Below are 13,305 nucleotides of genomic sequence, written 5' to 3'. Positions count from 1 at the left end.
TCAGACTGGTTTATTATCTTCCACGATGTAGCACCAAAAGCGCCAACTGGAACGACTCCAGTAGTTGGCTCTACGATTGATCGAACAGCAATTAACACGTTTAGCTGGAAGGCTGACCCTAAAGCAATTCAAATGGGTTATCAGTTCCGTTGGCGTACCGTTTATTCTGGTGGTAACCGAGGAAGCTGGAACTACGTACCGAACTCAACGAGTTTTGTCAACTCTACGAGTCAGCATTACAATATGCCATCCAGCACATTGCCGCTTGGAATGTTCGAGTGGTCTGTTAAGACAACGGACGATTTTAACTTGCAAAGCTCCTGGACGACAGAGCAGTTGGCTATCTCAGCTAATCCTAGTAATGCTCCTAACATGGTGTATCCAACTTACGCAGTTGTTCATCCACAGGCTACTATGGTAGTCGAATGGACTTCTGTGGAGCAATTACAGTTTGAACTATTCTTAAAGAACCCTGGAGGAGTCACTCTTTGGAGTACTACTGGCACTACTGAGCGTAGTGTAAGGCTTAACTACACGTTAATAACGAACGAGGCTTACTACATTCAACTACGAGTCAACTCAAGCGGTGTCTGGTCTAGTTTTGTGAGGACGGACTTCTCCGTCAACTTTGCAACTCCAGCTATTCCAATTATTCAACGAGTTGAGGAAGCTGGCTCTGGTGTTACTAACGTAGTATACAACCAAGGTGAGCTTGGCATTAACTTACCACCTATCACGGAGGACGGAGTTACTTTTGCAAATGATTGGGAGCGTCGAGGCAATGTATCGCTTTCTCGTATTGTCCCGGTGGATGCAACAAGCTACAAAGTGAATGTGAGCGACCTAACAGCTGGTAATAACTTTGCTGGAGTATCTATCTATCTTGATGCTACTCAGATTCCAATCGTTGCAGGTGCTACTTATGAGGTAGTTGGTTTTTCTGATAACAATGGATTACGAGGCATTGTCTGGTTTTATGATGCTAACGGAAATGACATAGGAAGCACGGCAGATCCAGCTGGTCAAGTTGCTGGCAGTGGTGCAAAGTCAGAAGTTTATGCAAGTCGAGTAGCTCCAGCTAATGTAGCAAAAGTCAGAGTAGTATTTGACAATGTGTATGGAACTCCTATGAGTGGAGGGGCTAACGTAACTGTGAGTGGTATTCAGTTGAGAATTACATCTCCAGTAGCTACTAACTTAATAGATTGCTATCGTCGAGAGTATACACTTACTGGGAATGCTGAGTGGGAACTAATCGCAGGAAACCCAGTGGTTAGCTCAATTGACACTGGCAACTTAGTGCCACGCTTTACAGACTCAAGTTGGGTTAGACATGCTCAGACAACTATAATGACCCCTTACAAAATGAGGATTCAAGCACCTGCAGCAACATTCCTTGAGAGCTATGTCTACATTCCAGTTAAAGCTGGTCAACAATACACTCTCATTGGTTTAAGCTCTGGTTGGTATATCCGACCTCAGACGAACACAGGAGCGAGTACTGGAGCAGAGATGGTTGGCGGTGTTCAGTATAAAGTATTTACTACTCCAACTGGTACTGAGAGGCTAATGTTTGTAGCTTCAAACAACTCGACAAATGACACCTACTTTATTCAGCCAATGTTGTTGAAAGGTAACTTCCCACAGAGTGCGCCTTTCCAGCCAAGGCCACTAGACGGTATTCGAGGAGGATTCCTTGACTATACGCCAGCGAGTCAAACGCTTTATGAGTACAAACTCGTAGCATGGAATTTGGTAAATAACACCAAGTCAGAAAGTCCACCTCGCCAGTTTATGCACACATTCAATGAAACTATTGTTCAAGATGTAGACAGTATAACTGACTTGCATTTTCTGACTATGGTAACTGATCGAGATAGCTCTACTGAGGTCGACTCAGCGCTACAACGATTTGTTGGACGTAAAGACCCAGTAAGAGAGTACGGTGAGAATGAAACGACAGAGTTGAGTATCGAGTGGGAGGTTGACACTTGGTTCGAGGCTAAGCAGGTGAGCGACTTGTTGAACAAGCGAGAAGTTTACTTGTACCGAGACGGATCGGGTCGTAAGATGTTCGTCTCAACGGATAAAGTCAATATGAAAGATAAGCAAATTAGTGGTTTCGTAATGAGTTGCGAGTTTACCAAGACTCACTATGATACTGATAATATAACAACATAGGAGGAGAGAGAATGCAACCATTAGCACAGAAAGGTTATTCTGATGAGCAGGTTTATGATGTATTACACGCTAAAACCAAGGCTCGTAACATTCGGTTTAGATATGACTTATTAGATAAGAACTTAAACTTCAAGCGCACACTTGACAACATTCTTGACGGAGAGGTTGCTTTCTCAGCCTTCTCCGCTATCAAGAGAACCGCTAAGTTTACATTAAGAGAAGAATACATGCCAGCTCATATTGAAAGACGATCACGCTCAGTAAACTTCTACACAGGCCTTGCGTCAAATGTGGCAAACTTGAAATTTGAATCTTGGAGTAAGACCAATGTAGCTATGGATAATGGCGAGATGAGATTACAACCTTACAGTGGAACAATTACAAACTCAAGATTGGAAGATGGTTGGCGAACAGTAACAGACAATCCAGAGCAAGCTCACGGGTGGATGGCTGGAGAGTTCAAGCCTTGGGCTAACGGAGTTAATTACTACACGGTTTCACAAGGAGGCGGTTGGCAAGGTAGCTACGCTCAAGAGGTCAAACGTGACACAGCTAACACACAACCCGTCGGAATGCAAACAATAGGTAACGGATTGGTAGTAGTTAGTGGAGGTCAAAAGATATACGTCTCGTTCTTTTATCGCTTGTTTAACGGAGAGATTCACCCTAACTATGTATACGCTATGAGCTCAGCTGGAAACATTCGACTCAATGAAAATGTAACTATGACCAACACGGGATTTAACAACTGGTATCGCTGGGAGGGAGAAGTAACTGTTCCAGCTGGCCGAGCTAGTGCTGGTTACGGTTTGTTAATGGCTTGCGATTCAGGAGTTCTCAATGGTATTTGTAACTACGATAATGTTTATTTTAGTGGAACAGCTAAAGCGATCTACTCTGGTATTGCTACAAGCCCTGTACTTGATATGAGCAATAGTACGTACCAGGGAGTTGACATTCCACGAGTTAAAGAAGCTAAGCTGTCATATGACAATGTATTTGGCACACTTACCAGAGAAGGCTCTTGGAGTCCAGAAAATATAGTCAAAACTCGCTACTCGCTGAATGGTGGGACTACTTGGTCTAGTTGGGTCACAACTGTTCCATATGGTTCTCTTGGTATACCAGCTGGTTCAGACGCTCGAAAGTTGAGAGTGCAACTACAATGGAGTGCTGGAAGGCACAACTCAGCTGACAATGTTCGACTCAAGTATGTTAATGTAGCAGTCACTTACGAAGAGGACACTCTCATTCCAAAGCGTGATGTGATTAACTATTTGAGCGATCGAATCAAGCCCTACATGGAAATTGAAATGCCAGACGGCAACTGGTTAGAGTTTCCGCTAGGAGTATTTCTTCTTAATTCGCCTACTCGTTCCGACCAAGTAAAAGGGGTCTACAGGGATATTGAAGCTTATGATCAACTTGTTATACTTCAAGAAGATAAGGCTCTTTGGAATCGTACTTTCTGGGGCTATCCACATGAGGAAGTAGCTGACTTGCTAGAGTCTCTTGGATTCAACCGTAAGTTTATTAGTATTCCACCGACTACAAAGTCAAGTGTGTGGAACTTTCCTATGGGTACTCCAATAATAGATATTATTAATAAAATGCTTGATACAGCAGGATATTGACGTTGGAACAGTTTTATTGAGCGTGTGCAAAGGGCATATAATGGTGGCAGTAATCTAGTAACACCGAAGCCTATTCTCCCTTCAACTAATGAAACAGGGATTGTTTATATTGAGGGGGATCGCGTTAACCTTCGTAAAGGTCCAGGTACTGGATACGAGGTTATTCGTCAATTAGGGAAAGGAGAGTCCTACAAAGTGTGGGGACAATCAAATGGTTGGTTAAACCTCGGTGGCGATCAGTGGATTTATAACGATCCATCATACATTCATTATACTGGAGGAAATGCACCAGCGCCTTCGAAACCTTCAAATGATGGTGTAGGTGTAGTTACGATTACAGCAGATGTATTACGAGTTCGTACTGGCCCAGGGACTAACTATGGCATCGTAAAAAATGTGCACCAAGGTGAAACGTATCAATCTTGGGGGATTCAAAATGGTTGGTATAACGCCGGTGGCGACCAATGGGTATCAGGGGAGTATGTAAGATTTAAAGGGGGCGTTATATCATAATCAGGTGCACAATTCGAAAGGTAAAACATATTATGTAACAGAAAGCCCAGCCTATGTAGATGTGCGATAGAAATACACATGTTACATGGTAGGCATATCCAAAAAGGAGTATTTTCCAGAAAAAGAGGAAGGTATTCCTTTTTTGTAATCATTCAGATTAACATATTTAACAAGGTCTTGGGCAATTTGATACGACAGATACCGCATTAATTCTATCAATCGCTATATAGGTAACCCAAAAACAATCATCAAAGCCATCGAGCCCACTTACGGAAATGGTATCTTCACATGGGAAGATGTCATGAAATAAAGCAGTGACAGGTGGTTGACAATCAAACTGGATGGTGATGCAAGTCCACAGGCTTAGTCTCTCTAGTAAACCTAGAATGCTGTGACGAAACGGACGGCGGTGCTAAAATCTTCTATGGCAACGAAAACCATCTTCACAGAATCTTCTATGGCAACGAAAATCATCTTCACAGAATCTTCTATGGCAACGAAAATCATCTTCACAGAATCTTCTATGGCAACGAAAATCATCTTCACAGAATCTTCTATGGCAACGAAAATCATCTTCACAAAATCTTCTATGGCAACGAAAATCATCTTCACAAAATCTTCTATGGCAACGAAAATCATCTTCACAAAATCTTCTACTACGACACATTTCATTTTCCCCCTTTGCTTTTCTATTTTTTAAACTCTGTACATTGTATGAGCTAGGCACACAAACGGCATAGGTACTTGCGTAAAGGGAAAAGCCTGATTTATTTTTTGTTCTAACATGTTGCATACCACATATATTTATCTTGTATCTCCCTCATAAAAACTGATGCGAAAAATAGCAAAAAATAGAATTATTTCGACAAAGGGAAGAGCAATTGAGTAGGGAATACTAAAGTGTGAGGAAATAATTTCTATACATATATTCCAGTATCCTTTACGTAAGTGACGATTCGTCATTTCACTCACTTCAAACGTGTTTACAGAAATAGGGGAACATACAGTAGGAGGTGAACGTGTTGAAACAAGGTGAATATAGGAGAGATCAACCTATGATACATACACCACGTGCCTATCCACTCGAAGGCGTCTTGCAGTCTGCGGCAACGATAGACGATCCAGAACAAGTTCAATCGAGCGTGTCATTTTGTTCAATGGTACAGGTGCCACATGGTTTTGTATACGTACCGAACGGTACTCGAAAACTTGTATATAACCTGTCTGGTTTATCTATTGTAAAAGAAACCGCTCAGAAAACCATTACAGTAGACAATTGTGGACCAGTCGATGTTACGCTGAATCTTTTGAAAGTAGTAGGAAGCATCCCTTATATGGTCAATGCACAAGTGCAGGGAGAATGTGGGGAGAAATATAGTGCGTCCTCAGGGCGTGATAACCAAATTGAACTGAGTCATACTGTACATATTCCAGTGAATACGGTGCTGAAATTTAGCGTAGCAAATCTTCCAGACTATCAAATTGAAGAAAAGAATATTTTGATTTCAGCATTTGACGTCACACCGGTGCAAGAGCAAGAAAGTCAATTTCTTCGGTTTACAGGAACACTGACCTTTCAGAATATCCCGAAGTAAGAAACTCGAGGGCATGATTTATACGGACAGAGCGTTACACACAGAAACAGAATGGAGGATTGTCAATGAATCAAAATTGCAATAACAATGGATATGAAATACTGGATAGTGGTAGCATGTCTTGTCCACCAAGGTACCCTTTTGCACAGGCACCAGGTTCTGAACTACGAAATATGGGTTACAAAGAGTGGATGAATATGTGTACCAATGGAAATTCTACTGTCCTGGAAGAAGGATATAGCAAAGATGTAAGGGATGCAGTTATTACAAGTATAAATATCGCGTCCTATCTTCTTTCAGTCCCATTCCCTCCAGCTGGAGTAGCCGCTGGAATCCTAGGTGCACTACTTGGTCTGCTTTGGCCTACAAAAAATTCACAAGCAGTGTGGGAATCATTTATGAATGCGGTGGAGAATCTGATCGATCAAAAGCTTGATCAAAAAGCAAGAGAAAAAGCAATTTTAGAATTACAAGGCCTCCAAAATGTTTTGGAATTATACCAACTCGCAGCTGATGATTGGAACAAAAATCCAAATAGTATCCAAAACAAAGAGCGGGTATTGAACGAGTTTCGTGGTGCGAATAGGCATTTCGAATCAGCTATGCCATCATTTCAATTAGCAGTAAATGTGTATGCAGAAGCTGCGAATCTACATTTACTCCTATTACGAGACGCGGTTAAGTTTGGGAAAGAATGGGGTATGTCTTCTCTACCTGGTGAAGAATGGGATGATATGTATACTAGGCTCCAATCACGTACAGCAACATATACAGATTACTGTGTGAATACGTATAATAATGGGTTACAACAAGCCAAAAGCTTACAAGCAAACGTATCTGACTATAATCGTTACCCATGGACGCAGTATAATCAATCGGGCGGAACACCTGTTCGTTTCCGTGATGCTAAAGGAGAGTACCGAGGTACAGAAAATTGGAATTTATACAATGCGTACCGAAGAGACATGACTATTATGGTATTGGATATTATTACGCTATTTCCAACGTATGATCCGGGCCTTTATAGTACCCCAGTCAAATCAGAGCTCACACGAGAAGTTTATACGGATATACGGGGAACAACATGGTGGAGCGATGCCGCCCTCAATACGATAGATGGCATAGAAAATCGCATGTTAGGAAATCGACAATCACAGTTATTTACTTGGCTAACAGGGATGAATTTGTATATAAGGTATACGGGAAAGTCAACTAATTTTACACATGGTGATCTGATGGTAGGGTTGGAGAAAAAAGTTCGAAAAACGAATGCCAGTGACCAATGGCTTCCGGTAGAGGGTCAAAAAACAAATTATACGAGGGTTGATAGGCCTGGAATTGAGTTTGGAGAGTATTATTGGAATTATGCACGGACGCAACAGTGGTTTGAAACGAGATTGTTACAATTATGGGTGAATTTTGGCACTCTTTCATTAAATGCAGGAACGATAGGTGTTGGTGGTGAATTTTGGCAGCGTGATTTGCCACAATACAAAGATATATATGCAAGAAGTACGCGGGATCATTCTATTGAGAATCATCGATTATCTTGGATTAAATTTGAGCCTGTACGGGATGGCTGTCCTTTCGCATGGCCTGAGTATAAACAATTAAGCGCCTTGTTATTTGGCTGGACTCATAACAGTGTAGATCTATTCAATACAATAGCATCGGGTAGAATCACCCAAATTCCAGCGGTGAAAGGGAATGGACTAGAAAACATTGCGACGGGAACTGCTACTGTCAGGAGAGGAACTGGTAGTACAGGAGGAGATTTTGTACAGTTGATTGGAAATACACCTGCTGGGGAGGGGCGGTTGCATATTAGTTTTACTTCCTCAGGAAGCCGAAATTATCGAGTTAGATTCCGTTATGGGAGTACAACTGGTGGTAGGCTACGGGTATCTACTCCTACTGGTGATAAGTATACTAATATTCAAAGAACTTATGGTGGAGGACTTCCAACAGCATATAACGAATTTCAATATGCGGACTTGGGCGTACAGACAGTATATGCGAATCACTGGTTCGTGATTGTAGCTGAAACTGGAACAAATGTAGTCATCGATAAAATCGAATTTATTCCGGCATAAGATTCATTAGAAATATTTAAAGGGGAACGAGATTTAGAAAAGACACGGAAGGCAGTGAACTCCTTGTTTATGAATGGGTTCTGTACATTAATTGAATATATAAATTCTGTTTAATATCTTAACATAATCTAAAATAAACGACTGAGTAGTTACGCCTACTTTCTTGACGTAACACTCATATAGCGGGAGGATATTCAATGAATCAAAATGTGACAAAAGCGCGAGAGGCAGTTCATGCCTTGTTTTCGAATTCTACTACGCTACAATTGAAAGTCACCGATTACCAAGTAGATCAGGTGGCTAAGTTAGTAGAGTGTTTGTCGGATTGGATCCATCCAAAAGAAAAAATGTGTTTGCTAGATCAAGTAAAATTAGCGAAACGTTTGAGTCGAGAACGTAATCTATTAAACTATGGTGATTTTGAATCATCGGATTGGGCTGGTGTAGATGGATGGCACATAAGCCCTCATGTATACACGGTAGCGGATAATCCCATTTTTAAAGGTCATTATCTAAATCTGCCGAGTGCAAATAATCCTATATTAAGTGATAAAATATTTCCAGCGTATGTGTATCAAAAGATAGAGGAAGCAAAATTAAAACCATATACCCGCTATATGGTACGAGGGTTTGTAGGAAGTAGTAAAGATTTAGAAATTCTTGTTGCAAGATATGATAAAGAAGTGCACAAAAGAATGAATGTACCAAGTGATATCATATCAACCAATCCATGTACAGGAGAACCTGTATCACAACCAACTCCATATCCTGTTATGCCAAGTAATACGATGCCACAAGACATGTGGTGTAATCCATGCGAGAATGGGTATCAGACTGCAGCGGGGATGATGGTCCAAAGTACGGGTATGATGTGTCAAAATCCACATGAATTTAAGTTCTATATTGATATAGGTGAGCTCGATATGGAGCGAAATCTGGGCATTTGGGTTGGCTTTAAGATTGGGACGACAGATGGTATGGCGACATTGGATAATATAGAAGTAGTAGAGGCTGGGCCATTAACAGGAAATGCATTAACACGTATGCAAAAACGCGAGCCAAAATGGAAGAAAAAATGGGCAGAGAAACGAATGAAGATTGAAAGGGCTGTGCAAACAGCAAGAAATGCAATTCAAACGTTATTCACAGATTCAAATCAAAATCGTTTGCAATCAGCTATCACATTACAAAATATTTTGCGTGCGGAAAAATTGATACAAAAAATTCCATATGTATATAATCAATTTTTACAGGGCGTTTTATCAGCAGTACCAGGAGAAGCATATGCTTATAATATCTTCCAACAATTTTCCGAAACAGTTGCAATGGCAAGAGGATTATATAATCAGCGAAATGTACTGGTCAATGGTGAGTTTACTGAAGGATTGTGGAATTGGAATGCCTCAGATGGTACGGCTGTACAACAGATCGGAAACGCATCTGTGCTAGTGATTTCAGATTGGAGTGCAAACCTTTCGCAATATGTGTGTGTGAAGCCAGAACATAGCTATCTCTTACGTGTAACGGCAAGAAAAGAAGGTTCAGGAGAAGGGTATGTGACAATCAGCGATGGTACGGAAGAAAATACAGAAACATTGAAGTTTACAGTGGGTGAAGAAGAAACAGGTGCGACAAGGTCGAATGTTCGTTCTAATATGCGTGAACGTTATCATAAGCGCAATATGGCGACACCAGAAGCCTATGGTACAAGTGGATATGCAAGTAATCAAAATATGATGAACTATCCGCCAGAAAATTATGAAACAAATGCATATCCTGGTAATAATATGAATTACCCATCAGAAAGTTTTGGAATGAATCCATATGGTGATGAAAATAGTATGATGAACTATCCATCAGAAAATTATGGAGAAAATGCATATTCAGGCAACAACACTATGAATGACCTATCCAACGATTACGAAATGAATGGATATCCTGGTAATACTAATATGTCAATGAATCAAGGGTCGGATTGCGGTTGTGGATGCAGCAAACATGCATATTCGAGCGAACATATGATGAATAACTATCCACCAAATCAGTATGAAACGGGTGCATATCCTAACAGCACGAACATGATCAATCATCAGGGAATGGGCTGTGGATGTTCTTACAGTACAAATGAATATCCGATGGTAGAACAAAATACTCTTGACCTTTCTGGTTATGTAACGAAAACGGTTGAAATCTTCCCAGAAACGAATCGTGTCTGCATTGAAATTGGAGAAACATCTGGAACATTTATGTTGGAAAGCATTGAATTCATTCGAATGGATTGCGAATAATCCGATAAATAGAAGGCTCCCTCAGTAACATAATAGGGAGTCTTCTTTGTATGATATAAATATTGAAACAATTCTTATGTGCAGAGATAAAGATTTCTTCTATGGATGTTTCTTACAATTAATAGCGCTCGCATTCTCTTGGAATGTCACATGGAAGCGCTCCAAGTGTAATGACATTAATTTTATCAACCACAAGATGCGCAAGTCCTGGGAAACAGTCAAAATCAGATAAAATCACAAGCCCATTTTGGAATCCTTGAAACGTTCCTGTTGTTGGTGGTTGACAGTCATATTGTATCACAATACACGTGCCGGGACTTAATCTTCTTAAAAAGTGTAGAATGCCATTCTCATAATAACCTGCATTGAAATCTTGATAATTTTCATTCTCGAACGGTCTGTTGTCACATCCACAATGATTGTGTTCATTTTTCATTTTTTCATTCCTCCTTTGGTTTACAATGCATCCTATGTGTGGAGGAAGAATTGGGTGTATGTACCGTAAAAATGATGGAAAAAATTTTTGAGTACGCGTTACATAACATTTGCATACTTCATTCTCTTTTTTTATCGCAGTTTCCAATATGAACACTCCCTCACCTAATTGATAAGGGAGTGTTGTGAACTGTAATGGCTAGGTTAGTAATCATTTTTGTAAAATCTGTCGCTTAGTTAATAACGTCTCCATCTACGATGGCGGCGACGGCGAAAAGGATAAGGGCGCCAAGGGGGATAAGGGAAATATCGAGGTTCATAAAAAAAATCAGAATCATAGACGCTGTATATATCATCATCGTATCTTTCAGGTAAGTAAGCCAATAGAATCGCTCCTTTTTATTCATGATAAAAATGGTTAATTAGCCCTGCACAATCATAATATATGTGGGGAGAAATAGGATTGATCTGGACGTATGCCCAAAAAGTAAGCCTATTTTTAGGTGCCTAACCTGAAAGACAGTTTAGGAGCAGGGGAGAATAGTGTACGTACATGTGTTATTTCGGTAAATGCGACGGAAAAATATCATAGGAATGATTGGAACCGATCTAGTTTCGAACTGATATTAAATGTTTTAAAAATCGAAAAGCCTAGTTCATTAAGCTGGGTGTTTTTTATCTGGCCATAAATTCTTTATCGAAGTAGAACTTGTCCATTAAGTTATTTACAATCCCGTTGAAATAAGCGAATTTATACATCTAATGAGTTTTTATATGCAAAAGCCAATTTCCTGTAAGTCAAGGGAATTGGCTTTTTTTTCATTGTTATATATATATGCTTATCGAATCAATCTTGTCAGATACAAACACGGTAAGATTAGTATTTTGGTTTTTTTCTGGAAATTATTACATCGGAATGAATTCGATTTTGTCGATGATAATCTTATTATTACTAGAGTTGAAACTACTAGATACATATATCTCAGCTACCCTTTCATTCGTTGTCGCAGGTAGGAGTAGAGTATCTTGGTATGCAAAAGCATTGTATGTTAAATTCCCACCTGTATACGTAGCTGGAATATCATATTGATCTGATTCGAGTGTATTTCCGGGGAAGTGACAATCTACGCCCAGTGAAGCAGGAGAGTTATTAGCATAACGAATCCGCATACGATAGGCTGGTCCATTAGTAGGTAGTGTTACTTTTATACGTACGAGGCCACCAGAGCGCAACTGTACTAGATCTCCGCCTGTACTGCCAGGTCCCTTTATGACATCGGCGTCGCCAGTCAACATATATCCCTTCACCGCTGGAATTTGGGTAATCTTTTGAGTGTCTATCAAATTGTTGTGATCTGCGCTTACATGGGTCCAGCCGTAGCTGTAATATATGGGGGCTAGACCAGAATTCTGTAAACCGAATCCGATTCCAGTCCCCATATGTGAAAATCGATGACTATATAGATTAGAGTTTTGATCTATATAAGTTGAATTAAAAGATTACAATCGAATGCATAATCGATCGATCACTTTTTCAGGTGTGCGATTTAATTCCTGAATAAAAGCCTGTACATTTTTTTGAATTTCATAAATCGATGAATAAAAAACATTATGAATGATGTCTGATTTGAGCCATTTCCATACCCCTTCAATTAAATTTAAATCGGGACTGTAGGGAGGTAAAAACACTAATTCTAAGCGATGACAGTGTTTCCTTAAAAGTGGTTGGATGAGCTTCGCATGATGAATACGCGCATTATCTAGAATAAGAGCTATTTTCCCGTTGGGATACAGTTCAAGTACATGCTGAAGAAAACGAAGAAATGCTTCGGCATCATACCGCTCCTCTTCTACACAAACTAACTCACCGGTTTCATAATTAAGTGTACCAATAAGTTTAACACCTTGGTGTTTCCCATAAGTAGGAATACTGCGTTGTTTTCCTTTTAAAAACCATGTATGCTGCAGTGCTTGGTAATCGCGGATCATGGACTCATCTTGAAACAGAAGATGGTCAATCTCCTCGTTTAAAAGTTTTTTTTTATAGGCGGGGAAGGTAACTTCCCTAAACTCTTGTTGTTTCACCGGGTCTGCTTTCGCTAATGTATACGTCGGTTTTGTGTAACTAAGCCCTAAATCATGTAAAAGTCGAGACACCCCGCGAAGTGTGTAACTTACGTTCCATTCTCTTTTAATGAAAGAAGCGATAATGGATAAAGTCCAATTATGTTTAGCTGGAAATCCAACATCAACGGGTAGATGAGATGCAATCACTTGAACTAACTCCTGTTCTTGTTCAGGGGCTAATTTACGTGGTGCTCCTGTTGATTGTCCCATGAGTAAGCCATGCAATCCTTTTTCTTTGTAAGCATTCACATAATTATAGATTGTTTTTTCAGAACGACCAATCATGTTCATTATTTCTTTTATAGAAAAGCCTTGTACATAGAAATAGATCGTTTGATAACGTTCATACATTCGTTTCGTTTTAGTCGTTTTCATTGCTACAAGTAGGCTTTCTTTTTCGTTTTGGTGTACATGTGTCATTTTGCTCCGCTCCATTTGT

Annotated in this window: 9 protein-coding genes and 1 pseudogene; 6 read left to right on the top strand and 4 right to left on the bottom strand. The window is 40.1% G+C overall.

Going from position 1 to position 13,305, the window contains the following annotated elements:
* The 3 genes and pseudogenes from ACP6L7_RS06940 to ACP6L7_RS06930 all read left to right on the top strand — a co-directional run.
* Nucleotides 1-2,181 (top strand): hypothetical protein (locus ACP6L7_RS06940; RefSeq protein ID WP_430528981.1); only part of this gene is annotated, 2,181 nt, incomplete at its 5' end.
* Between the two features lie 11 nt (nt 2,182-2,192).
* On the top strand, nt 2,193-3,815 hold the full coding sequence (locus tag ACP6L7_RS06935) for a hypothetical protein (RefSeq protein ID WP_430528980.1): 1,623 nt from the start codon (nt 2,193-2,195) through the stop codon (nt 3,813-3,815).
* Nucleotides 3,816-4,328: pseudogene (locus ACP6L7_RS06930) on the top strand (SH3 domain-containing protein); the annotation flags it as partial. It lies immediately after the preceding gene.
* 381 nt (nt 4,329-4,709) lie between these two features.
* Here the strand turns inward: ACP6L7_RS06930 and ACP6L7_RS06925 are convergent.
* Nucleotides 4,710-5,000 (bottom strand): hypothetical protein, encoded by a 291-nt coding sequence (locus tag ACP6L7_RS06925; RefSeq protein WP_430528979.1) that lies wholly within the window; start codon nt 4,998-5,000, stop codon nt 4,710-4,712.
* Between the two features lie 347 nt (nt 5,001-5,347).
* On the opposite strand from ACP6L7_RS06925, the gene ACP6L7_RS06920 reads away from it, so the two are divergent.
* The 3 genes from ACP6L7_RS06920 (at nt 5,348) to ACP6L7_RS06910 (ending at nt 10,304) form a co-directional block, all read left to right on the top strand.
* Nucleotides 5,348-5,923 carry a hypothetical protein gene (locus tag ACP6L7_RS06920; protein WP_430528978.1) on the top strand — a complete coding sequence of 192 codons (576 nt, stop codon included), beginning with the start codon at nt 5,348-5,350 and terminating at the stop codon, nt 5,921-5,923.
* Between the two features lie 65 nt (nt 5,924-5,988).
* Nucleotides 5,989-8,016: an insecticidal delta-endotoxin Cry8Ea1 family protein gene (locus ACP6L7_RS06915; protein ID WP_430528977.1), complete on the top strand. Its 2,028-nt coding sequence runs from the start codon at nt 5,989-5,991 to the stop codon at nt 8,014-8,016.
* A 197-nt stretch (nt 8,017-8,213) separates the two neighbouring features.
* Nucleotides 8,214-10,304 carry a hypothetical protein gene (locus tag ACP6L7_RS06910; protein ID WP_430528976.1) on the top strand — a complete coding sequence of 697 codons (2,091 nt, stop codon included), beginning with the start codon at nt 8,214-8,216 and terminating at the stop codon, nt 10,302-10,304.
* 118 nt (nt 10,305-10,422) lie between these two features.
* Here ACP6L7_RS06910 and ACP6L7_RS06905 read toward each other — a convergent pair whose 3' ends face one another.
* The 3 genes from ACP6L7_RS06905 to ACP6L7_RS06895 all read right to left on the bottom strand — a co-directional run bounded on the left by ACP6L7_RS06905 (nt 10,423) and on the right by ACP6L7_RS06895 (nt 13,286).
* Nucleotides 10,423-10,740, bottom strand: a complete 318-nt coding sequence (locus tag ACP6L7_RS06905; RefSeq protein WP_430528975.1) for a hypothetical protein — start codon at nt 10,738-10,740, stop codon at nt 10,423-10,425.
* A gap of 905 nt (nt 10,741-11,645) precedes the next feature.
* The gene (locus tag ACP6L7_RS06900) at nt 11,646-12,179 is read right to left on the bottom strand and encodes a delta endotoxin C-terminal domain-containing protein (protein ID WP_430528974.1); all 534 of its coding nucleotides are present in this window, start codon (nt 12,177-12,179) and stop codon (nt 11,646-11,648) included.
* A gap of 60 nt (nt 12,180-12,239) precedes the next feature.
* Nucleotides 12,240-13,286 (bottom strand): IS630 family transposase, encoded by a 1,047-nt coding sequence (locus ACP6L7_RS06895; protein ID WP_430528973.1) that lies wholly within the window; start codon nt 13,284-13,286, stop codon nt 12,240-12,242.
* Nucleotides 13,287-13,305 lie beyond the last annotated feature (19 nt).

Origin of the sequence: Bacillus silvicola, from assembly GCF_050524305.1 — a bacterium.
Taxonomy (GTDB): Bacteria; Bacillota; Bacilli; order Bacillales; family Bacillaceae_G; genus Bacillus_A; species Bacillus_A cereus_AT.
This window is presented reverse-complemented; position numbering and strand designations above follow the sequence as displayed.